This is a genomic window from Rufibacter glacialis, from assembly GCF_008271745.1.
In the GTDB taxonomy this organism is placed as follows: Bacteria; Bacteroidota; Bacteroidia; order Cytophagales; family Hymenobacteraceae; genus Nibribacter; species Nibribacter glacialis.
Map to the genome: position 1 here is coordinate 704,345 of NZ_VKKZ01000010.1, position 22,644 is coordinate 726,988.

22 protein-coding genes are annotated in these 22,644 nt (G+C 54.1%); 15 read left to right on the plus strand and 7 right to left on the minus strand.

Annotated elements, in window-relative coordinates; genetic code table 11:
* Nucleotides 1-8 precede the first annotated feature (8 nt).
* Nucleotides 9-584, plus strand: a complete 576-nt coding sequence (locus FOE74_RS03795) for a hypothetical protein (protein WP_149097255.1) — start codon at nucleotides 9-11, stop codon at nucleotides 582-584.
* A gap of 523 nt (nucleotides 585-1,107) precedes the next feature.
* Here FOE74_RS03795 and FOE74_RS03800 read toward each other — a convergent pair.
* Nucleotides 1,108-1,497 (minus strand): hypothetical protein, encoded by a 390-nt coding sequence (locus FOE74_RS03800; RefSeq protein ID WP_149097256.1) that lies wholly within the window; start codon nucleotides 1,495-1,497, stop codon nucleotides 1,108-1,110.
* Between the two features lie 256 nt (nucleotides 1,498-1,753).
* On the opposite strand from FOE74_RS03800, the gene FOE74_RS03805 reads away from it, so the two are divergent.
* From FOE74_RS03805 to FOE74_RS03845, 9 genes are all read left to right on the plus strand, one after another.
* Nucleotides 1,754-4,024 carry a Tex family protein gene (locus FOE74_RS03805; RefSeq protein WP_149097257.1) on the plus strand — a complete coding sequence of 757 codons (2,271 nt, stop codon included), beginning with the start codon at nucleotides 1,754-1,756 and terminating at the stop codon, nucleotides 4,022-4,024.
* Nucleotides 4,025-4,471: 447 nt separating this feature from the next.
* Nucleotides 4,472-6,034 (plus strand): hypothetical protein, encoded by a 1,563-nt coding sequence (locus tag FOE74_RS03810; RefSeq protein WP_149097258.1) that lies wholly within the window; start codon nucleotides 4,472-4,474, stop codon nucleotides 6,032-6,034.
* 229 nt (nucleotides 6,035-6,263) lie between these two features.
* Nucleotides 6,264-6,692 (plus strand): hypothetical protein, encoded by a 429-nt coding sequence (locus tag FOE74_RS03815; protein WP_149097259.1) that lies wholly within the window; start codon nucleotides 6,264-6,266, stop codon nucleotides 6,690-6,692.
* 23 nt (nucleotides 6,693-6,715) lie between these two features.
* Nucleotides 6,716-6,907, plus strand: a complete 192-nt coding sequence (locus tag FOE74_RS03820; protein WP_149097260.1) for a hypothetical protein — start codon at nucleotides 6,716-6,718, stop codon at nucleotides 6,905-6,907.
* A 10-nt stretch (nucleotides 6,908-6,917) separates the two neighbouring features.
* Complete coding sequence (locus FOE74_RS03825) at nucleotides 6,918-7,178, plus strand: hypothetical protein (protein WP_149097261.1); 261 nt, start codon at nucleotides 6,918-6,920, stop codon at nucleotides 7,176-7,178.
* Nucleotides 7,179-7,313: 135 nt separating this feature from the next.
* Complete coding sequence (locus tag FOE74_RS03830) at nucleotides 7,314-7,991, plus strand: response regulator transcription factor (protein WP_149097262.1); 678 nt, start codon at nucleotides 7,314-7,316, stop codon at nucleotides 7,989-7,991.
* Nucleotides 7,988-9,253 carry a sensor histidine kinase gene (locus FOE74_RS03835; protein WP_149097263.1) on the plus strand — a complete coding sequence of 422 codons (1,266 nt, stop codon included), beginning with the start codon at nucleotides 7,988-7,990 and terminating at the stop codon, nucleotides 9,251-9,253. Before FOE74_RS03830 ends, FOE74_RS03835 begins: the two co-directional genes overlap by 4 nt.
* A gap of 176 nt (nucleotides 9,254-9,429) precedes the next feature.
* Nucleotides 9,430-9,870 (plus strand): PepSY-like domain-containing protein, encoded by a 441-nt coding sequence (locus FOE74_RS03840; RefSeq protein WP_149097264.1) that lies wholly within the window; start codon nucleotides 9,430-9,432, stop codon nucleotides 9,868-9,870.
* Between the two features lie 139 nt (nucleotides 9,871-10,009).
* Nucleotides 10,010-10,906 (plus strand): SdiA-regulated domain-containing protein, encoded by an 897-nt coding sequence (locus FOE74_RS03845; protein WP_149097265.1) that lies wholly within the window; start codon nucleotides 10,010-10,012, stop codon nucleotides 10,904-10,906.
* A 222-nt stretch (nucleotides 10,907-11,128) separates the two neighbouring features.
* On the opposite strand, the gene FOE74_RS03850 is transcribed toward FOE74_RS03845, so the two are convergent.
* Complete coding sequence (locus tag FOE74_RS03850; RefSeq protein ID WP_149097266.1) at nucleotides 11,129-11,497, minus strand: SPW repeat domain-containing protein; 369 nt, start codon at nucleotides 11,495-11,497, stop codon at nucleotides 11,129-11,131.
* A gap of 185 nt (nucleotides 11,498-11,682) precedes the next feature.
* On the opposite strand from FOE74_RS03850, the gene FOE74_RS03855 reads away from it, so the two are divergent.
* The 5 genes from FOE74_RS03855 (at nucleotide 11,683) to FOE74_RS03875 (ending at nucleotide 15,753) form a co-directional block, all read left to right on the plus strand.
* The gene (locus tag FOE74_RS03855; protein WP_149097267.1) at nucleotides 11,683-12,534 is read left to right on the plus strand and encodes an SPFH domain-containing protein; all 852 of its coding nucleotides are present in this window, start codon (nucleotides 11,683-11,685) and stop codon (nucleotides 12,532-12,534) included.
* 3 nt (nucleotides 12,535-12,537) lie between these two features.
* Nucleotides 12,538-12,744 carry an Arc family DNA-binding protein gene (locus tag FOE74_RS03860; protein ID WP_149097268.1) on the plus strand — a complete coding sequence of 69 codons (207 nt, stop codon included), beginning with the start codon at nucleotides 12,538-12,540 and terminating at the stop codon, nucleotides 12,742-12,744.
* Between the two features lie 220 nt (nucleotides 12,745-12,964).
* Entirely contained in the window at nucleotides 12,965-14,290 is a 1,326-nt protein-coding gene (locus tag FOE74_RS03865) for an inositol-3-phosphate synthase (protein ID WP_149097269.1), read from the plus strand.
* A 282-nt stretch (nucleotides 14,291-14,572) separates the two neighbouring features.
* A complete protein-coding gene (locus FOE74_RS03870; RefSeq protein WP_149097270.1) occupies nucleotides 14,573-14,992 on the plus strand; it encodes a GtrA family protein in 420 nt (139 codons plus the stop codon).
* A complete protein-coding gene (locus FOE74_RS03875; RefSeq protein WP_149097271.1) occupies nucleotides 14,971-15,753 on the plus strand; it encodes a CDP-alcohol phosphatidyltransferase family protein in 783 nt (260 codons plus the stop codon). The genes FOE74_RS03870 and FOE74_RS03875 overlap by 22 nt, the downstream gene beginning before the upstream one ends.
* Before the next feature lie 298 nt (nucleotides 15,754-16,051).
* Here FOE74_RS03875 and FOE74_RS03880 read toward each other — a convergent pair whose 3' ends face one another.
* From FOE74_RS03880 to FOE74_RS03900, 5 genes are all read right to left on the minus strand, one after another.
* On the minus strand, nucleotides 16,052-17,020 hold the full coding sequence (locus tag FOE74_RS03880) for a sulfatase-like hydrolase/transferase (RefSeq protein WP_192576586.1): 969 nt from the start codon (nucleotides 17,018-17,020) through the stop codon (nucleotides 16,052-16,054).
* A gap of 51 nt (nucleotides 17,021-17,071) precedes the next feature.
* Nucleotides 17,072-18,352 carry an exo-beta-N-acetylmuramidase NamZ family protein gene (locus FOE74_RS03885; protein ID WP_149097273.1) on the minus strand — a complete coding sequence of 427 codons (1,281 nt, stop codon included), beginning with the start codon at nucleotides 18,350-18,352 and terminating at the stop codon, nucleotides 17,072-17,074.
* An 88-nt stretch (nucleotides 18,353-18,440) separates the two neighbouring features.
* Nucleotides 18,441-20,246, minus strand: coding sequence for a glycoside hydrolase family 3 protein (locus FOE74_RS03890; RefSeq protein ID WP_225840618.1), 1,806 nt, complete (start codon nucleotides 20,244-20,246; stop codon nucleotides 18,441-18,443).
* Between the two features lie 473 nt (nucleotides 20,247-20,719).
* Entirely contained in the window at nucleotides 20,720-21,508 is a 789-nt protein-coding gene (locus tag FOE74_RS03895) for a dienelactone hydrolase family protein (protein WP_149097275.1), read from the minus strand.
* A gap of 194 nt (nucleotides 21,509-21,702) precedes the next feature.
* Nucleotides 21,703-22,530, minus strand: coding sequence for a phosphatase PAP2 family protein (locus tag FOE74_RS03900; protein ID WP_149097276.1), 828 nt, complete (start codon nucleotides 22,528-22,530; stop codon nucleotides 21,703-21,705).
* Nucleotides 22,531-22,644 lie beyond the last annotated feature (114 nt).

Consider the following 22,644-nt stretch of genomic DNA (forward strand, 5'->3'; position numbering starts at 1 on the left):
TCCATTCTATGAAAATCAAATCTTTACTCTCTCTGTTCGTGTGTGGAGTGGCTAGCCAGTTTATGGTAAGTTGCTCTTCTTCAAACCAGTATTTTGACTTCAGTGCACCTGCCACCACCTACCATAAAGCCGCACCTGCTCAGGCTGCCCCAGCGGTAGAAGCCGCCGTTGTGGCCCCGGCCACGCATGAGATAGCCCCGGTTGCCGCCACCCCAGCCCAGCCAGCCCCGGCCTTGGAAGCCAATGCAGCCGCGCCAGTAGCGTCCAGAGAAGTGGCCCGCACTGCGCCCCTTACCTCCACAGCGGTAGCCTCGGCCTTGGCCGCCAACCCCAGCGTGAACGCAATGGCGGGCGAACTAGCCTCAGCCAAAACAAACAAAGACGTGAAAGTGGCCACCAAAAAAATCATGCGTGAAGCCAAAGCCACCAAGAAAGCCAACGCCCTGAACCAATACGTGAAAATTGGTTTGATCCTGCTCGTAGCCGGAGCATTGCTGAGCTTGATTCCTGGTTTAGGTCTGGTAGGAGCCGTGGCCGCCATTGTAGGTCTGGTCTTTATCCTGTTGGGCTTGCTGGAAATGTAATCAATCAGTAGCACCTAGCCCTAAAGCAAAGCGGCACCGTCTATATAGGCGGTGCCGCTTTGCTTTAGGGCAATTTTTGAGAAAATGCCTCTAGAACGCCGTCCGTAAAGCAGATTGCAATTATAGATTAGTACGTCATGCCGGTTCACGTAATAGAGCACAAAGCCCAAAAGGGTAACGGCTACCCGAATGGCCCAGCCAACCGACCTTCCCAGTTATCTACCAAGAGGAGGAGCAAGTGATTTGCGCCAAAGAAGGCCAACAACTGGGAGACCAGCCCCACCAGGAAGAGAAGTAAACCAATGAATTTCATAGTCGAGACGAGGTTTGCTTAGGAAGGAAAAAAGGAAAACCCATAGATGCAGCCCATTGCCCTATTCCATAAAATTCCCACCAAAAAGCAACTTGGGCCTAACCGAAGAAAGGCATCGTTTAAAGCCTGTTTTATGAAAACAGGCCTTAAACGGTGCCTTTCCAGATATTTCGTTCCCCTGGCTTGGATGAAACCTCGCCGGAGATGTTTTTAGTTGTTGTATTCCTGCGGTACGCCGCCGCCCGAGCCTGCTTGGGAAGGAATGCCTAGTTTCCGCTCGCGCTGTTGCTGGTATTGCTGGAATTGGGTCACCGAGAGCACGTTTTTCAGGGACTCCAGGCGGGTGGAACTGATCAAGTCCATGGTAGCCTTGAGCTGGCGCGGGTCGTTCTTGTGGTCTTTTTTGGCTTTCTCCAGTTGCTGAATGCTGGCCAGGTTGATCTGCTTTACCTTGGTGGCCTGGGTTGGGTTCAGTTTCAGGTGCTGCGTCATGGTGGTGGTCATGGACTGGGCGCGCGCCTCAGGAGTCACCGCTGCGGTTTGGGCCTGGCCGGTGAACGTAGTAAAGGCCAGGGCCAGCAATAAGATTGTCCTTTTCATAAACGTGGTACTATGGGTGCGTACAGGTGAAGCCTTGCGGCCATGGTTCTACAAAGCCGGGGTTCTCCAATATAGTTCCGGCCTATGGGGGGCAAAGGTACAAATACCGGGCCAGCTTGCAGCCCCGCCGTTGCGCAGAAAAGCAGGGCGCACCGTGCGGGGTTTCCGCTAATTTCCCTGTATCTTTGAAATCCTGGGGGCTCACGTCATTGCCCGCCTTCAGGGGTTTAACGTCTTTTCAGAACGATTATTTAGCATGCCAGAGAACCATTTCAAGAAGATTGCGGACGAGCTACAGGTAAACCAGAAACAAGTGGAAGCCACCGTAGCGCTGTTGGATGAAGGAGCTACCGTGCCATTCATTGCCCGGTACCGCAAAGAAGTAACCGGCAGTTTAGATGAGGTGGCCATTGCTGCCATCCGGGACCGGGTAGAACAACTCCGCGAACTGGACAAACGCCGTGAAAGCATCCTGAAATCTTTAAAAGACCAGGAAAAACTCACCCCCGAGCTGGAAGCCCAGGTACTGGCCGCCGAAACCATGGCTGTACTGGAGGATATCTACCTGCCCTACAAACCAAAACGCCGGACTAAAGCCACCATTGCCCGCGAGAAAGGCCTGGAGCCCTTGGCCCAGACGCTGTTTGAGCAAGCCAATGTAGATCTGGCCACTACCGCTGCCGAGTTTGTGAGCGAAGAGAAAGAAGTCAAAACCCCTGAGGAAGCCCTGGCCGGCGCCCGTGACATCATAGCCGAATGGGTGAACGAGAACCCTGAGGCCCGCGCCAACATCCGGAACCTGTTTGAGAAGAAAGGCGTGTTCAAAGCGCGCGTGATCCCGGGCAAGGAGGAGGAAGGCCAGAAATACAAAGATTACTTTGAGTGGGACGAGCCCATTGAGAAAGCCCCCAGCCACCGTATTCTGGCCATGCGTCGCGGCGAAAAAGAGATGGTTTTGATGCTGGACGCCCAGCCCGAGGAAGAAGCGGCCCTGGCCATTCTGGAACGCCAGTTCGTGACCGGCCACAACGCCGCCGCCGAGCAGGTGAAACTGGCCATCAAAGAAAGCTACAAACGCATGCTGCGCCTGAACATGGAGACCGAGGTGCGTCTTTCCTCCAAGAAACGCGCCGACGAGGAAGCCATCCGGGTATTCGCCGATAACCTGCGGCCCATGCTCTTGTCTGCGCCGCTGGGCCAGAAACGCGTGCTGGCCATTGACCCGGGTTTCAGGACTGGTTGTAAAGTGGTGGCCCTGGATGAGCAGGGCAAGCTGCTGCATTACGAGGCTATTTTCCCGCACAACGGCGCCGGACAGGCTACCACCGCTGGGCACCAGGTCATGGCCATGTGCCATAAATACCAGATTGAAGCCATCGCCATAGGCAACGGAACCGCCAGCCGCGAGACCGAGACCTTTGTACGTGCCTTAGGCTTGCCCAAAGAGATTGCCGTGGTCATGGTGAACGAAAGCGGCGCGTCTATCTACTCGGCCTCAGACGTGGCCCGTGAGGAATTCCCGGATCAGGACATCACCGTGCGTGGCGCCGTTTCCATCGGTCGCCGTCTGATGGACCCGCTGGCCGAATTGGTGAAACTAGACCCTAAATCCATTGGGGTAGGCCAGTACCAGCACGACGTGGACCAGAACGCCCTCAAGCACAGCCTGGATGACGTGGTGATGAGCTGCGTGAACGCCGTGGGCGTGGAGGTGAACACCGCCAGCAAGCAGTTGCTGACCTACGTATCTGGCTTGGGACCACAACTAGCCCAGAACATCGTGGACTACCGCAATCAGAACGGACCGTTCAAAACCCGCAACGAGCTGCGCAAAGTAGCCCGCCTGGGTGATAAAGCCTTTGAACAAGCCGCCGGGTTCCTGCGCATCCGGGGCGGAAAGCACCCGCTTGATGCCAGTGCCGTTCACCCCGAGCGCTATGCCTTAGTAGAGCAAATGGCCAAAGACGTAGACGCTACCGTAGAAGACCTGCTCAAAAACGCCGAGCTCCGCAAGAAGATCGACTTGAAAAAATATGTGTCTGATACCGTTGGTCTGCCCACACTGCAAGATATTCTGAGTGAATTAGCCAAACCCGGCCGTGACCCACGCGAAAGCTACGAGGCCTTTAGTTTCACCGAAGGCGTGAACGAGATCAAAGACCTGCGCCAGGGCATGAAATTACCGGGTATCATCACCAACATCACCGCCTTCGGGGCGTTCGTAGACATTGGGGTGCACCAGGACGGGCTGGTCCACGTGAGTCATTTGTCGGACCGTTTCGTGAGTAATCCGCATGAGGTGGTGAAAGTAGGGCAGAAGGTAGAGGTAACCGTGCTGGAGGTGGAAGTGGGCCGCAAACGCATTGCCCTCTCCATGAAAGGCGATCCGCAGGCCGCTACCGCCCGGCCAAGCCGCGGCAATGACCGCAAATCCGGGAACCCCGGAGGCGGCAGCAGACGTGACGCCCCGGTAGAGGAAGAAGACATGGCAACCAAACTGAACAAGTTGAAGAACATGTTCCGGTAGGCTGATTGATTGATTTTTGTAGAAGCCTTCGCGCGTTTTGTGGCCTTTTTTCTAAAAGCGCTATCAAAACCTGCGGAGGCTTCTGCGTTTTTCCTCACGTAGGAAATAAAGCCTTTTACAGCAGAGTTAGATAGTACTAATAGAAGCAGTGAGAACAAGGTGCGTCCTGTTTTTGCTGCTTTTTTCTTTAACAAGGTCTAATTCAAACACCGCTACAGAAAGGGGGGATGGCATCTTAGGCGCAGATAGTTGTCTCCAACCCTTGTGGTCAATGGCCTTTTCTTCCTTCTCCTTCTAAGAGATCAGAAAAAACAGGTTCTGGTAATAATACAGGACTGTGAGGTTTGAAAATCAGGGGGTAGATGAATGGTATAATTTTGGGTCTGCTTTGGGTGATTTTCAATTTTATGGTTACTTTTAAAGGCTATATTTTTTCCAATCCACCTTATGCCTAAACCTTTACTTCTTTTACTAGTGCTATGCTATGCCTTGTCTGCCCAGGCACAGAAAGACACGCTGCGCATCAAAAACCTTTCGTACTCTTCCAGCTTTGAAGAAAAGCACTTTAAAGCTTTAGAGAAGGGAGAACAAAACAAGCTGGCCTTGCTGCTGACCGTGAACCCAACGGTCACCGAGAAAGAACTGGAGTGGGCCGGGCAATCCATGCAGCAGCTTTACACGGCCTTGGAAGCCAGCAAAATAAGGGAGAAGACCTTACCCAAGCAGGTAAAACTGATCTTTGACATGGCGCACCGGCAATTCCTGAAGAAATACGAGGAGATCGCCTCGTTTGATCAAATCATGAAAACCGGCACGTACAATTGTGTGAGTGCCACCGCCTTGTATGCGCTGGTGCTGGAGCATTACGGCATTGGCTATGAAATAAAGCAGTTGCCCACCCACGTCTATCTGGTAGCCGACCCCAAAGGAAGCAAGATCATGATGGAATCCACCAACCCCTTGGGCGGGTACTTCGCCCCAGACCCTAAGTTCAAGAAGAGCTATGTAGAATATCTGCAGAAAGGCAAACTGGTGAGCGAAGAAGAGGTGCGGACCAAAGGAGTGGAAGCCATCTTCAACGAGAATTTCAAAGCCGACAAAGCCATCAATTTCCAGCAATTGGTGTCTTTGCAGTATTACAACGAGGGCATCAAGCAGTATGAAGAACAGGCGTATGACAAAGCTGGGAAAGCGTTCCAGAAAGCCTACCATCTACACCCGTCGCATGAAACCCGCTACCTGCTCACCTCTGCCCTTGCCTTGCAGATGGAAGGGCTGAACTATGATAAAATGGAGCAGGTTGAACTGCTGACTAGTTTCTACGCCATGCAACCCGGCGACGCACACCGCGATGAGTTTACCAATGATTTCAAGGTGATGACCCAGAAGCATTTGTTGGACAAGCCTGACACGGTCTTCTACAACAAGATCTTTGCGGCTTTCAAGAGCGCAGCGCGGGATAGCGTCTCTTATAAAGACATCGCGTATGTCTATCATTTCCACAACGGTAGGGTAAAGGCGCTGAACAACCAGCATGACCAAGCCCTGGAATACCTGACCAAGGCGTACGGGTACAACCAGGCAAGCGCCGAGTTACGCGGGGTGCTCAAGTCCGTTTTCTATGAGCAACTGAACAGGAACCGTTTCCCGGGTGATCTTTCCAAAACGCTGGAGAATTATCAGAAGACGTTCTCCTTCCTTCAGGAAGACCCGCATTTCCATAGCAATTCCATGTTAGCCTACGCCCGGGCCATCCAGAATGCGTTCAATGATGACAGCCGTACCGAAGGCAGGAAATTGCTGCTCTCTCTGGAAACCCTCTACAAAAAGGACAAAGGGGATTTCACTGAAAGAATGATGGGTGAGTTATTTGTGGGAGCCTGCCAATCTTACTACCGGGCTAAGAACGCGACTTCCATGAAGGAGATCGCCAAAAAAGGCCTCACCTATGACCCTAAGAATGAACGCCTGCAGATGGTGGCGAAAATGCCGGCCAATGCCAGATTTTAACCTGAACTTTACGTTCAATCCTCAAAAAGGCCAATGGAAACATTGGCCTTTTTGGTGGAGGCAAGTGGAGTAGGGGGCTGTATTAGCAGGGTGCAATCCTTTTATTGTTTCTTTCCAAAACCCCAGCCAATCAAACAAGGTACATACAGTGTTTGGGGAGAACAATCTACCCGCTAAGGGTTCTTTCTGCGGTAACAGCTACCCGGGAACGCAAAACAGACAGACAACTATGGAGTCCCTGCATTACTTACAACTGGAAACTGACCGGCTGCACCGCATGATTGTGCTGCACTGGCAGGACTTTGTGCCCAGTGAAGTATACCGCGAAGGGCTTTTGGAAGCCATCCAGGTTTCCCGCAAAGAACACCTGCTGAGCTGGGTCATGGACATGAAGCACATGAAGGTGATCCGGCAAGCCGACCAGGAGTGGACTCTTTCCACCTGGTTTCCGCAGTTCCAGTTGCTGGGCGTGAAGCGGTTAGCCTTTGTGGTCTCAGATGATATCTTCAACCAAATGGCCGTCAGTAGCATGGTGGCTGCCCTGCGACCCAAGTTCCACGCCGAGGTAGAGTATTTCCAGGAGTCTACTACCGCGCTGCGGTGGGCGCAGGAAAACACCGGCGGCCTTAGCGATTTCAGTCTGTTTTCCGTAAAATAGCCGCAAATCACATTTCATTCCGCATGAACATCCGTAAGAAAGTAAAAACCATCCTTCCCCTGGAAGGCGGCCGCTTTGTGGCCTTGGGCGTCTTTGTGAAAGCCGCTGAGCAGGCCCACTGGTCAGATAATGAGATACAGGCCGTGATAGATGAGGTGGTGGAAGCCGGTGAATCAGAGGCTCTTTCCATTCTGCAATCCTACACCACCACCTAAGCAGACCGCTATGCCGTTAAGCCCCAAGCTGGAAGCCAAACTTAGCAAGCCCTTCGCCCCGGACAGCCGCCTAGATGATACGTTCTCGGGAAAGGACATCACCTTCATCACCGACCGGCAAGGCCACGCCATTACGCTGTTCATTGGGAAGAGACGGCCAGATGGCAGCATCAACGGGGAACGCTACGTACGGCGGCTTCAGGTAGAGGCAGACGGCGTCACCATCAAATCAAGCCACTGGGAAAACAAGGGCAAAGTAACCCGTTCCTGATTCAGGCGCGTTTTGGCATAAACAGGCCCTAAACGTGCCTTTTCCTTCAGGAGCGATCTGTTCCTTGTGCACAGGCGGCAGGCTTTTCCCAAGTCTTTCCAGATTCTCCTGCGTTCTTGCCCCAAAACTTTCTTTATGAAAATACTGGTCATAGAAGACGAACCCCAAATGCTGGACACTCTGGTACGTTCCTTGGAACAGGAAAAGTACCTGGTAGAAACCGCCTCAGAATATGAGAGTGCCCTGGAGAAAGTCTCACTCTATACCTATGACTGTATTCTGCTGGACATCAACCTGCCCGGGGGCAGCGGGCTCACGCTGCTGGAAGAACTGAAAAAGCAGCAGAAAACCGAAGGAGTCATCATCGTGTCGGCCCGTAATTCAGTGGATGATAAGATACAGGGCCTGGAATTAGGTGCCGATGATTACCTCCCCAAGCCTTTCCACATGGCGGAGCTGCACGCCCGCGTGAAGTCTGTGCTACGCCGAAGGAAGTTTGACGGCCAGCACCTGCACCAGCTCCAGAACCTGCAGATTGACCCAGACAAACACCAGGTATGGGTAGGAGGGCAGGAACTGGTTTTGAACCGGAAGGAGTTTGACATTCTGCTCTACCTGACTACGAACAAAGACCGGCTGGTGAGCAAGACTGCCCTGGCCGAGCACGTCTGGGGCGATTACATAGACCAGGCCGACAACTATGAGTTCATCTATTCACAGATCAAGAACCTGCGCAAGAAACTGAAAGACCACGGCGCCGAGGTGGAGATCCAGGCCATTTACGGCATAGGGTACAAACTGGTCACGGCATGAAGCTGCTGAACCACGCTACCACGTACTTTGCGGGGCTGCTCTTGGCGGTGCTCTCTGTGTGGGCGGGCCTTTTCTACGTAAACATGCTGGATGAAATCTATGACAGCATGGATGACGGCCTGGAAAACCAGAAGATACTGGTGGTGCAGAAAGCCAACCAAGACAGCACCGTGCTGCAGCAAAGGGAGTTTGAGGCCGGGTATTTCCGGATCAGGGAGATTCCGTTCAACGTGGCCCTCCACGCCAAAGACCGCTACCAGGATACGCTCATGTACATGCAGAACGAGCAGGACTACGAGCCGGTACGCATGCTCACCACGGTATTTGAGCGGGACGCGCGGTATTATGAGTTGCGGCTCATTACCTCTATGGTAGAGGAAGATGATCTGATTGAGGACCTGCTGTATTCGCTGCTTTGGCTGTATTTGGGGCTGCTGGCCAGTATCCTGATCCTCAACAACCTGTTGCTGAAAAAGATCTGGCAGCCTTTTTACCGCCTACTGCACCGCTTGCAGCACTTCCGGTTGGAGAACCCTACCCCCGTTCCGGTGCAGCCTACCAACATTGATGAATTCCAGCTCCTGAACCAAACCGTAGAGAAGCTGCTGCAGCAGAACGTAGCCGCCTACCAGAACCAGAAAGCGTTTATTGAGAATGCCTCGCATGAACTGCAGACGCCGCTGGCCATCAGCCTGAATAAACTGGAACTGCTCGCCGAAAGCCAACCCTTGCAGGAGGCGCAGTTAGAGCAGATTGGCGCCGTGATGGAAAACCTGGAGCGCCTCACCCGCCTGAACAAGTCCCTGCTGCTGCTTTCCAAGATTGAGAACCGCCAGTTTCTGCAGGAAGAGGAAGTGCCGCTGGCGCCGCTCCTGCAAAAGTCCCTGCAGGACTTCTCAGACCAGCTGGCCTTCAAGGAAATCACTGTCAGCCAGCAGGCCGAGGAAGAGGTGACGCTCACCATGAACGCAGACTTGGCCGCCATGCTGGTGTTGAACCTGCTTAAGAATGCCCTGGTGCACAACGTGAAAGGCGGTTTCCTGCGCATTCAGCTCACCCAGACTACGCTCAGCTTTGAGAACTCCGGCCGCGAACAACCCCTGGAAGAAGAGAAGGTCTTCACGCGTTTTTTCAAAGAGGCCTCGTCTTCGGCCTCCACGGGCCTGGGCTTGCCCATTGTAAAAGCCATCTGCGACCTGTACGGTTTCCAGATCCACTATTCCTACCAAGAAGGGCACACCTTCACGGTGAGGTTCCGCTAGATCCCTTTTCCTTAACTGCCTTCTCCCGGCAAGGCCCGGACAGCCCTGTTTCAAGGTTTGTTTTCAGAAAATACCGGTGAAACAGAATTTTTTCAGCCTTTCCCCTGATTCCCAATTCTTTCCTGTTTTGAGGCCGACCTTTGGTGTAGTTAAGTTGAAAACCAAAGAACGGACCTATGAAAACGATCTTATTATCCTTGAGCATGGCCGCTGGTACCTTGTTGGGGTGCAGCCAACACCTTACCCCTGGCCAATTGCCCTCACTGGTGCAAAACTCAGTGCACGTGAAATTCCCGCAGGCCAAGATCATTGAATGGGAGAGGACAGGGGCTCATTTTGAGGCCGAGTTTGACATTGCCGGAATAGACCATACCGTCTTGGTTGATACTACCGGACAGATCCTCATGCAGAAGCAAGACATCACGTCGGCGCAACTGCCCCAGGCTATCACGGTTGCTTTACAGAAAGATTACCAGGCCTACCTGATTGACGACTTGGAAAAGGTGGAACGAGAGGGGCAGGTCTATTATCAGGTGGAACTGGAGAACCAGAACGAAGACCTGAAGAAAGTATACGCCGCCACCGGGGCCCTGGCAGAAATCGCCTATTGGGATTAGCCCTTCGGCGGGTGCCTCTGTGGCCCGCAGGTCATTACCCTGTAACCGGAGGGTAAGAGCGTCCTGTCACTCTGCGTAGGAGCCGCTCTTTTACTAAAAAACGACACTTTTCTCTAACCCTAATTTTAAAAATACAGCTATGAAACGCTTTCAAATAATGTTGACTGGTTTTCTATTGACTTTCTCTGTACTGGCCTGTGACAACGGCAGCGCCCACGCCATGGGCGACGGAAAACCCAAGAAAAACAAAAAGAAGAAGACCGTGGAAATGGCATCGGCGGCCGTGCAGGTGAACCAGAAATGGGACGTGCCCGAGATCCTGCGTGAAGTCTCTGGCATTGCCTACCTGGACAACGGTAAATTTGCCTGCGTGCAAGACGAAGCCGGCGTGATCTTCCTCTATGACACCCAGAAGCAGCAGATAGAACGGCAGATCACCTTCGGCGCCGCCGGAGACTATGAAGGGATCGCGCTGGTGGGCAACACGGCCTACATCATGCGCAGCGACGGAAAACTGTTTGAGGTGACCAACATCCACTCGCCTAAGAACGAGATCAAGGAATACGCCACGCCCCTGACCGAAGCCCACAACGTGGAAGGCCTGGGCTATGACGCCAAGAACAACCGTTTGCTGGTAGCCATCAAAGGCGAGGAAGCCGGAGCCCCTGCCTACAAAGGCGTGTACGCGTTTGACCTGGCCTCCAAGAAGCTGTCTGACCAACCGGTGTTCAAGCTGAACCTGAACGATCCGCTGCTTCCGCAGACCGAGAAGAAAGACCTGAGCAAAGTCTGGCAGCCGTCTGAGATCGCCGTGCATCCGGTGACCGGGGAGATTTACCTGACTGAAGGGGCCAATCCGCAGCTGTTCATTCTGAACCCCGACGGGAGCATCAAGGCCCGGCACAAACTAAGTGACGCGGCTTTCTACAAACCAGAGGGCATTGCTTTCAGTCCGGAAGGGGAATTGTATATCTCCAACGAAGGGAAGAAAAAGGCCGGCAATATCCTGCAGGTGCAGCTTCAGGAGGGGAAATAGAGGATCGCCTAGGTATCATTTTCCAGCCCTTGGATAAAAGGGGGTGAGAATAGACCTGGGACTCTCTGGGGCCCCTTGCGGCCAGGGAGGTAAAGGGTATCAATGACCCGCGCCTTTTCAAATTAGACCTGCCTGGTTTATCCCGTGTTTTACGGAAATGAGGCTGAAAACGGAAGGTTTCTTTGTCCCCCCGCAAAGGAGCCTTCCGTTTTTAGCTTATTTTCAGGAAAGTTTCCCGGAAACGGTGCCGGGGGTCATGCGGGTTAAGGCAGCTTGCCCCACAATCAGCAGGCCTACAATGAAATGGGGCTCCCAAATGTAATCATGGAAGAAAAACAACCAGGGAGACAGGGCCAGCAGGAAACCAATGGCTAAGTCGCTGATGATGTGGGCGGGCATGGGAATCATTTTGAAGGCCCCGGTTTCATTCTTGGTCAGGAGGGCCTGCAGAAGAATAACCACTCCCACGCCTATGGGCAGGTAGCTTTCAATCCCGCCCCGGTAAAAACCGAAGGCCCAGGGGGCGGCTATCAACAGAACCGCAATGATATAGTCCATGACCCCATGGACACTGGTAGGAATAATGCGCATATCAACCTCCTTTTTTCATAGTAAGACCCTTTTTTATACGTGTCTCCTTAGCGCGGGCTGCTAGTTTAAATACTGATTTTCAACGAATTGAATAAAGAGTAATCGTTTTGAGGGATCGCTTTCTTCTGTTCCGGTAATTTATTATATTGTGATATCAAAATGATATCAAATTAATTTATACCACTATGAAAGCAGAAAAACCCCATCATCCCGCCTCTGGGTACACTTTCCTCATCTTGTTACTGCTGGTCCTGTTGATGGCCGGGGCATCGGTTTATTATTTTGGGCCCGAAACGCTGGTGCCGTTCGCAGCGGTGTTCGTGCTCATTTGCAAAGGCTTCAAGATCGTGAACCCCAATGAGGCCCGGGTGCTTACCTTGTTCGGGGATTACAAAGGCACCATCAAGCAGAACGGCTTCTTCTGGGTCAACCCATTCTTCACCTCCAAAGACATCTCGCTGCGGGCCCGTAACCTGGACACCAACCCCATTAAGGTGAACGACAAGCTGGGCAACCCCATCATGATTGGCGTGGTGCTGGTGTGGCGGGTGGAAGAAACCTTCAGGGCCGCTTTTGAGGTAGACAACTATGAGCAGTTTGTGAAGGTGCAGAGTGAGTCTGCCATGCGTAAACTAGCCGGCGCCTACCCCTATGACAATTTCGAGGATGAAAGCGAGATCTCGCTGCGGGGCAGCAGCCAGGAGGTGAACGATGAACTGGAGCGGGAACTCATGGAGCGCCTGACCATTGCCGGAATCCACGTGCTGGAAGCCCGCATCAGTTACCTGGCCTACGCGCAGGAAATAGCCAGTGCCATGCTGCAACGGCAGCAAGCCACTGCCATAGTAGCCGCCCGCGCCAAAATTGTGGAAGGCGCCGTAGGCATGGTAGAGATGGCCCTGGCCCAGTTAAGCGACAAGCGGTTGGTAGACTTTGACGAGGAGCGAAAAGCCGCCATGATAAGCAACCTCATGGTGGTGCTGTGCTCAGACCGAAGCGTGTCACCCGTGGTCAATGCCGGAACCTTACACCACTAGCCAATGGCCGAGAAAAAATCGTTTGCCCTGCGCATGAACGCAGAGATGATGAAAGCAGTAGAGAAATGGGCGGCCGACGAGTTCAGGAGCACCAATGGCCAGATGGAATGGATCATTCAGGAGGCGCTGAAAAAAGCCGGCCGTCTACCCCCGCCCAAACCCCCTGCCCAGGCAGAAGAACCGCCTGCCCCTGAAGCAGATAACCGTTAGCCAAGCCTGGATTTCACATCTTTTTTGAGCCTCTTTTTCAGAAAATCCGCCTAAACCAGGGAGTTGGCCAATATTGCGCCAGCTTCTATTGGCTATATGCGATAAATGCAGTAAGTTATAGGGAAAATACTGAATTGAGGTTGAAGGGAATTTAGATAACTTACCCTTCTGGAACAGAAATGAAAGTGACCATCTATTCATAAAGCTAAAATACGACACCATGGAATATCAAGTGAAAGGAGCGGAGGGGAAACTAGGCATTCTGATCCCGGGCCTGGGCGCGGTGGCCACCACGCTGATTGCGGGGGTGGAGGCGGTGAAGAAAGGGTTCTCCCAACCGGTGGGCTCGCTCACCCAGATGGGCCGCATTAGGTTGGGCAAGCGCACCGAAGGGCGTTTCCCGCTCATCAAGGAATTCGTGCCTTTGGCCGGGCTGGAGGACATCGTCTTCGGGGGTTGGGATGTGTACGCTGACAACGTGTTTGAGGCGGCCGCCCACGCCAAGGTGCTGGAACCCATGCTGCTGCACTCCCTCAAGCCCGAGCTGGAAGCCATCAAACCCATGAAAGCCGTCTTTGACCAATCCTTCGCCCGTAACCTGGAAGGCACCCACGTGAAAGAAGGCGCCAACAAAATGGCCCTGGCCGAGCAACTCATGGATGACATCCGGGAGTTCAGGGAAACCCACGGCTGCGCCCGCTTGGTGATGGTGTGGTGCGGCTCCACAGAGATCTACATTGAGGAGGGAGCCGTGCACCAGACGCTCGCCGCCTTTGAGAAAGGCCTCCTGAACAACGACCCGCAGATAGCCCCCAGCATGGTGTACGCCTATGCGGCGTTAAGATCAGGCGTGCCCTTTGCGAATGGGGCGCCTAACCTGACCGTGGACATTCCGGCGCTGGTGGAACTGGCCCACGAGCAGGGCGTGGCCATCTCAGGCAAGGACTTCAAGACGGGACAGACCCTGATGAAGACCATCCTGGCTCCGGGCCTGCACGCGCGGGCGTTGGGGGTGAAGGGCTGGTTCTCCTCTAACATCCTGGGTAACCGCGACGGCTACGTGCTGGACGCGCCCGAGAATTTCAAGACCAAGGAGGTGAGTAAGCTGAGCGTGCTGGACGAGATCTTCAAGCCTGAGGCCAACCCCGAGCTTTACGGCGACATGTACCACAAGGTGCGCATCAACTACTATCCGCCCCATGGCGACAACAAGGAAAGCTGGGACAACATCGACATCTTCGGGTGGCTGGGTTACCCCATGCAGATCAAGATCAACTTCCTGTGCCGCGACTCCATTTTAGCTGCTCCGCTGGCCCTGGACCTGGCTCTGTTCACGGATCTGGCCCAGCGGGCGGGCATGAGCGGCATCCAGGAGTGGCTGAGCTTCTACTATAAGTCGCCCCAAACCGCCGAGGGCCTTCCTCCGGAGCACGACATCTTCAAGCAGCTCATGAAACTGCAGAACACCCTGCGCCACATGATGGGCGAAGACCTCATCACGCACCTAGGCCTGGACTATTACCAAGATCTGGTAGATACCCTGTAACCGCGAGGTGAAAGGTCCGCAAGGATGACCTTCTTGGGAACAAGGCGAAGTAGGGCCTTATCGGCTGGCCGCCTTGTTCCCGGGCCTCCTGTCTGGCAGTGGAGGAGGCTTTTCTGAGCCTGATAGGGTATTGGATAAGGCTGGTAACCTCAGTGCCTTGTCCTTACTGGCGGTGTACGGGTAGTTTTCTCCTGAACTGCTTGGCGGGGAGGTAGCCAAAATCCAGTTATTGTTTTTGCCAGCTTTTATTGACACTTCCTGTTCATGGTATAAAATTAATAGATGCTCACTTTCTTAAAGGCCCAGACCGCCTCTGTAAGCGCCACGGCCGTTGATTTCCTGGTGACCATTTTTTCCGTAGAATACTTTGGGCGGTGGTACATGTTGGGCACGGTGATGGGCACCATCTCTGGCGGACTCACGCATTTTTCGTTGGGCCGGGGCTGGGTTTTCCATTCAGATGATCCCCAGGTGCTGAACCAGGCTGCCAGGTATTTCCTCATCTGGAACGGAAGCCTGCTGCTGAACGCCTCCGGCGTTTTCGTGATCACCCATTACGCGGGAGTCAGTTACGTGATTTCCAAAGTGATCGCCTCTGTCATGGTAGGCGTTGGATTTAATTACCCCATGCACAAGAAGTTCGTTTTCAGACCTATACCAAACCCTCAGCCTTTGGGCACATGGAAACAAGAGAAAAAATAGACGTAGACCTCACCCTGGCAAAGCAAAAAGCGCCCGATGAGAAAGCCTGGAAAGCGTTTTTGCAGCAGGGCATCTACAAGATCGTGAACCCGTTTGTGCGGCTCCTGATCAAGCTGGGCTTTACCCCCAACGCTGTGACCACCACCGGGTTCATCTTGAACATTGGCGTGGCCGTCATCTTTGTGGTGGGCGGCGAGAGCGAGAACCGGAACGACCTCTCTTACGTGGGCTGGGCCGGCTTACTCATTATGATCGCAGGCCTGTTTGACATGCTGGACGGGCAGGTAGCCCGCATGGGCAACATGGGTTCTACCTTCGGGGCTTTGTATGACTCGGTGCTGGACCGCTATAGTGAGTTAGTCATGTTCCTGGGCATCTGCTATTACCTCATGGCGCACAACTACTTCCTAAGTTCACTGTTTGCCTTTATTGCCATGATCGGGTCAATGATGGTGAGCTACACCCGCGCCCGCGCGGAAGGGCTGGGCGTGGAATGCAAGGGCGGCTTCTTCCAGCGGCCCGAGCGGGTGGTACTCATTGCCCTGGCCGGTATGTTCTGTGGCCTTACCGCCTCTTTGATAGGCGGAGATTACAAGCTGTATGTGCCCGGCATCCCGTTCCATATCTTTGAGACCATGTCGGTTTTCACCATTCCCATCACCATTCTGGCTATCTTCACCAACGTCACCGCCTTCACGCGCCTAACCGAAGCCCGCAAAGCCCTGGAAATGAAAGAAAGAAACCAGGCCCTGAAGGGGTAAACCACAGTTCTTCCGTAAACCATCTTCAGAAATTGCGTACCAAGGCTGGAGAAACTAAATATATCTTTAGGTATACCTTTTGTCACCCTGAAAGATACACCTTTTGTCATCCTGAAAGGATCTTGTGGGCGAACTAGAAAACCTTTTCTGAACCACCCTTACCGTTCACTACCAAGATCTTACCAGGGGTACTATGAAACAAGCAATGCCTGTTTTGTCCCTGTTCTTAGCACCGCATGTTACTTAATACATAGCGTTTGGGGCCTGTTTTAACAGAAACAGTCCCCAAACGCTTTTTCTATTCCCCGGTGAGGGCGTGTTGCTGGAACAGCTCGGTCATGGGTTCCCCGTCGCGCTGGGGAATGGGGAAGCCCAGCAGCTCTGCCATGGTGGCGGCCACGTCTGCCTGTGACCGGGCCCTGGTAGCCACCGTTCCAGGTTTCACATCGGGCCCCAGGGCCAAAAGGCTGATGTGGCGGCAGCCCTCACAATTATCTCCGTGGTTTTTGAATCGCCTGCCGGTGTGGCGCCCGTGGTCATTGGTGACCAGAAGAGTGGTGTTGCGCTGGAACCGAGGTTGTTTTTGCAGCCATTTCCAGAAATCAGCCACTAAACGGTCGCTTTGCTGAATGGCTTTGAGGTAGCCGTTCCAATCCCCTTCGTGGGCTTCTGTGTCCGGTTCGCGCAGGTTAATGAGCATCAGCTTAGGCTGGTGACGGGCCAACACCTGTTTGGCTACGCGCAGGGTGGTGGTGTCTGGGCGGTAGCCGGTGTTCAGGCCATTGACTCCGCAGTTGACGGAAGGGGCGAAGGCGGCGGCGGCTTCTGTACTGCTGGTACGGGCCAATACCTCTAGTTTGTCTTTGCTGGTAATGATCCAGGCCTTGGAGGCGGGGGCACCGGTGAACTGCCGGTAATAATGGAAGACCGAGGGAAAGTCCGGAATCTCAGTGCCGTCGTTCTCAATTTTCTGGTGGTGCCCGGTGGTCAGGGCCACATGGCCCGCCGTGGTTAGGGTTTCTCCCTGGTTAAAGAACTGCGGGTGAAAAGCCCCTTGCGGGACCAGTTCCCGGGCCATGCGCGGTACATTGGCGAGGGTTGAATCGCCCCAGGAATCCTGGTACCGTACCCCGTCTATCACCACCAGGATCACGTGTTGGGTGGCATAGGTGCGGGTAGGCTCCTGTATTTGGCTTGTAGAAATTGAATGTTGGGGGGTGGAGGACTGGCAGGCACCCAACAATACAAGGAAGAAAGTGAAGACCATACCCGCAGAAAACCGAAGAACCATAGAGTAGGACAATTGGTAGTCTGCCTACTACGGATATAAGAGGTATTTGGCTCTAACTCTTTTAAAATAAGTCAATTCCTCGGCCCATGGGGCTATAATTTCCTGGGGTGATTTGCCAGCCTGCAACTGGAGCCGGGTGGCATCAGTTTTCCAGAGACCATCCAGGCGGCTGTGCTTCCATTCCAATTGGGTAGGGTAGAGGGTTTTCAGGGCGTGCATGATATAGACCGTGGCTTTCGCCGATTCAAAGGCCTTTCTATCTGTGACAATGGCCTGGGCTCCGTAGCAGGTCTGCCCCACAAACTTAGGCGGATAGATGCGGATGCCGTCTACCACGCTGTCTGGTTTGAAGGAGGCCGCTTTGAAGGTGATGCCCGCCAGTTTGTAGCTGTTGAGTTGCTTGGCCAGCTTCTCGCCGTCTATCCAGGGCGCGCCTATAAACTCAAAAGGCTGCATGGTGCCGCGGCCCTCCGAGACATTGGTGCCTTCCAGCACGCAGGTGGCCGGGTACAGGGTGGCGGTGGTGAGGTTGATCATGTTGGGCGACGGCTTGATCCAGGGTAAGCCGGTCTGGTCAAACCACTGGCCCCGAGAATAATGGCGCATGGGCACCACCATGAGTTCGGCCTGGGGTAATTTTTTAGCGGCCCGCTCGCCATTGAACATCTTGGCCAGTTCCCCAACGGTCATGCCATGGGTAATGGGCAGGTAATTGGGTCCGGTTACGGGCTGTTTCGCGTTTTTGCCCACGCCGCCGTCCACGTACAGGCCGGTAATGGGGTTGGGCCGGTCCAGCACAATCATCAGTTTCTTGTTTTCGGCCGCCGCTTCCATCACCGCCGTCATGGTGGCAATGTAAGTATAGTAGCGGGCGCCCACGTCCTGTATATCAAAGATAAGCGCGTCCACATCCTTCAGCATCTCAGGGGTGGGTTTGCGCACGTTGCCGTAGAGCGAGATCACCTTCAGGCCCGTTTTCTTGTCTACCTCGTTGGCTACATGGGTGTCGGCCTCGCCCCTGATGCCGTGCTCCGGGCTGAACAGCTTCACCACTTTCACATCTGAACGAGCATGCAGCATGTCCACCAGGTGGCTTCGGTCTGGCATGATGCCCGTGTGGTTCGTGAGAATGGCCACGCGGCGGTTCTGGATAAAGGGCAGGAACTCGGGGGAAACCAGGCGCTCAATGCCGATAATGACCTGGTCAGTTGGGGAGGCCGCTTTCTTGGCCTGGGAAAAAGCAGGCGTTTGGGCCAGGAAAAGAAAAAAACACAGCAGAAATAGGAGCAGGGGAATGGTGGTCTTCATGGGGCCAAGATAGTAAAAGAAGGCTACGTTCGCTAAAGCGTGTTTACCGGGTACCTTTCCAAAAACAAGGGGTAAATGCCCTGCTTCCTTACAACCCGTCGCCGTACTGGAAATGGGAGTTGACGGTGACGGGCAACTTGCCCTGCGGCGTGAGGCGACCCACCAGCAGGTTGGCTGCGGCGGCCTGAACAGCCGGAAGCTGTTGGTAGCCCACCAGCAAGGCACTGGCCTCGTGCACATCTACTAGCCGGTTCAGGGTGTAGGGGTTGTCAAACAGCACCACCACACTCCGTTTCTTCCGGATGAGCTCATTTACCAGCGCCCGTTCCTCAGGTGAGAAGCCCAGGTTGTTGCTGGGCCTGATGCTGGGCCCGTAAATGCTGATCAAGAGTAGGTCATAGTCCAGCAATTCCTTGCGGAGCTTCTCCAGGTCTTTCTTGGTGGTTCTGCGGGGCAGAAAGAAATCAGTGGTGGTCAGGTGCGCTTTGATCTTCTGCTGGAAGAACGTGCTTCTCTGGCTACCCACGGCCAGGCTGGCGATCTTACGGCGCTTTTTGTTTTCCAGGGGAAGAAGCTTGCGCTTGTTCTGGAGCAGGGTCAGGGAACCTTCGGCCAGGCGGCGCAGCATCTCATGGGCGTGCGGGGCGTGCAGGTCCTGGTAGAGGCTGTCTATTTTGATGGGCTGGTACTTGTTCAGACCTACCCAGTATTTGGCGGCCAGCACTTTCCTGCACCGGCGGTCAATCTCTTTCTGGCTTAACCGGCCCTGCCTGATGGCGGCTTTGATGGCCTCCAGGGCTTTGGGGACGCTGACCAGACGCTCCAGCACATCATTGCCTGCCTCCAGGGCCATGACTTCGGCCTCGCCGGGGGCGAAGTACTTGGTCACGCCTTTCATGACCATGGCATCGGTGAAGATGAGGCCAGAATACCGGAACTCGTTTTTCAGGATGCCCGTGACAATGGGTTTGGACAAGGTGGCGGGTAGGTTGGCCGTGGAATCCAGTTTGGGCAGGTGGATGTGCCCTACCATGATGCCGCCCACGCCGCTTTGGATCAAGTGCCGAAAAGGGTGCAGTTCCAGCGAATCCAGTCGTTCGCGGCCATACGGGATCACCGGCAGGTCATAATGCGAGTCTACCTCAGTGTCACCGTGGCCGGGAAAGTGTTTGGCCACGGCAATGATGCCGTTGTCTTGCATGCCCATCATCTGGGCCAGGCTCTTGGAGCTGACATCATCCTTGTTCTCCCCGAAGGCGCGGTAACTGATGATGGGGTTCTTGGGGTTGTTGTTCACGTCTACCACCGGCGCGAAGTTCACGTGCATGCCCAGCCTTCTGAACTCAAAGGCCATTTCGGCGCCCATCTGGTAAATGAGGCTGTCATTATTGATGGCGCCCAACAGCATGGGCAAGGGGTATTGCATGGCGCTGTCCATGCGCATGCCAATGCCGTTCTCGGCGTCCATGCCAATCCAGAGCGGGATCTTGGAGGCCGCCTGCAGCCGGTTCGTCATCTTGGCCTGGCGCACCGGCCCGCCCTGGAAGAAAATAAGTCCGCCCACCTTGTAGCGCTTGATGAGCAGCTTCACATCTTCCTCGTGTTGCGGTCCCTGATTAGAGAACACCTCAATCATCATGAGTTGCGTGATGCGCTCATCTGGGGTCATGCGCCGGAAAACGGAGTCTACCCATTTGTTTTTGCGGTTGAGGGCGGTGATAAGGGCATTGGGGTATTTGATGGTGTCTTCGGGGGCAATGGGCTGGGGCTTGAAAACCACCGTGTCTTCTTCGTGCGGGTTTTTCTTTTTACACGCCGAAAACGTGAGACAGGCCAGAAGCCCCGTGAGCAGACAAAGGAAAAGCGCAGGTTTTATTGAGGAAGTTGATACCATAAGAAGCAAGCAAGATACTACACCCATAGGGGAGGAATCTCCTCCGCAGAAGAGCCCTTGGAAAGCCTTTACCTTACGGCGGAAAAAGCGCGAGGGTTAATCCTGCGGCTGCGCAGTATTTGAGGAAGCGGCAACTACCGGGTAAAAGCGGTTGATCGCAGGGTACATCCATACACTTTCCTATTTCCTGCTTCCGTTTTAGGCGGGTTTTCGCCAAAACAGCCAGAAAAAAGAAACCACCGTGACCAGGTATTGCTCTGGCGACGGTGGTGTGATGTAATGAATAAATGGTTCTCTTAAAGGATAGGTGGCTGCGCCCGTAAAGCAAACGGAGCTTTGAAAAGGGGTCTGAAAAGCTCCGGTACCAGTTAAAAAGGGAAGTCTTTTGCCTGCCGGGCGTGGAGTCAAACCAGAGGGGCAATGGGTGCCAATCCAAAGTGCAAAGTTGGCTGTTGCCTTGGCCCGTTTTCAAGCTATTTTTTGAAAATCTCCGCGAAAAACAGTTTCATGGCTTCCCAGGAGCGGCGGTCGGCGGCGGCGTGGTAGGCTGCCCCTTGTTTGGGGTCTTCCCCGGCTTCTGGGTTGGTGAAGGCATGAACGGCCCCGCTGTAGGCAATGAACTGGTAATCTACCTGCGCCTCGTTCATCTCCTTGAAAAACGCGTCTACCTCGGTTTGGGGCACAAAAGGGTCAATGGCGCCGTGGGCCACCAATACTTTGGCTTTGATTTTCTGGGCATCGGCGGGGGAAGGGGTGGCCAGGCCTCCGTGGAAACTCACCACGCCCGCTACCTCCGCACCGCTGCGGGCCAGTTCCAGCACCGTGGTTCCGCCAAAGCAGTACCCAATGGCCGCCACCCTGGCTGCGTCTACGTTGGGTTGCTTTTTCACCTGGGCTAGGGCAGCGTTCACGCGCTGGCGCAGCAAAGGCACGTTGTTCTTGTATTTTCCGGCTTCGGCCCCAGATTCCTGCGCGGTTTTGGGTCTTACTCCTTTGCCGTAAATATCTGCCGCGAAGGCCACGTATCCCATTCTGGCTAGTTGGTCACAGCGTTTTCTGGTGTAGTCGCTGAGGCCGTTCCATTCATGTACCACCAGAACCGCCGGTAGTTTGCCTTTGCGGGAAGGGTCATAGGCCATATAGCCTTCTAAGGTAGTATTGCCTTCTTTGTATTCTACCACCTGGGTTTTGATCTGTTGGGCCGAAGCCGCCAGCGCCATCATGGCCAGCAGGAAGACTATGGTGAAGGAAAGCTTTTTCATAGGACACTAGGGGTTAAGGTGAGGCAGGCATGCTCTGTATTGAAAACCGAAAGGAAAGAGAAGCCCAAGCATCCGGCAAGGGCCAATCCGCCGGAGGCAAGCCAGGGCTAAAACCCATCCGGTGCGGGATTGTTCTAAGGGTTGCGCCTGTTTTTTGGAAATACAGGTAGGAAAAAGCCTCAGCAGGCTCTTCTTTAAAATTGAAGGGCGGCAGCCACGCCGGTTTGCCCGTTCTGCCAGACAGGAGTCACGATCCAGCTCTTTCGGGTGATTCCTTTTTTGATGCGATGGTATCCCCAATAAGTAGCCTTGCCCGTCAGGTACCCTACCGCGGCGCCGGCCAACACATCAGAAGCCCAGTGCTTGTTGTCATTGATGCGGGAAAGGCCCACCAGCGTGGCTACCCCATACGCGGCCTGCGGAATCCAGCGGTGGTCATGGTACACCGAGGCAATGGCCGTGGCGGCAGCAAAGGCGTTAGAGGTGTGCGAAGAGGGGAAGGAGGTGTTTTTGCCGTCGCCGTTGGCGCCCTCAAACAGGTGGCTGTCATTGGTGTTGGAGGGACGGTGCCGCTGGAAGCTTTTCTTCAGCTTGTCGGTGAGCAGGGCGTTCAGGTAAAAGCTGCTCAGGCCCACCACAGCCGCTTCCTTCATTTTAGGGCGTTTGGCAAACGCACCTACCGCAAAAAGGGTAGCAAAGGTGGCATGGATGGGAACGGCCGTACCCAATGGTTGCAGCACTTTGGCAGAGTTATCAGTAAAAGGGCTCCTATTCTGCTGAGATAAAAAATGTACTGGCCGGTCATACCTATTGTAAGCCGTGATAAACAAGCCGGTTGCCAGCAGCACCCCCGAAGATTTCAAAATGACTCTCTGGTGCTTCTTGATCCAAGAGGGAGCCGGGGGCGTGAACTGGAAAGAGGTGTCTTGTGACACAGATAATGTGTCTGGATTTGCCTTGGCCGGAGACCCAGGGAGGGTGATCATATAAAACAATACCACAGAGAGCAGTGTTGCACGCATACGAGGTTGTCAATCAGGTGGATAGGAGACTTGGTAATCCCATTTTGCTTTTAAAAGTTTCAGCAAACCTGAAAAAAGTCTGAAGCAGGAGTGTGGCTGGTTCATAGGGTGCTG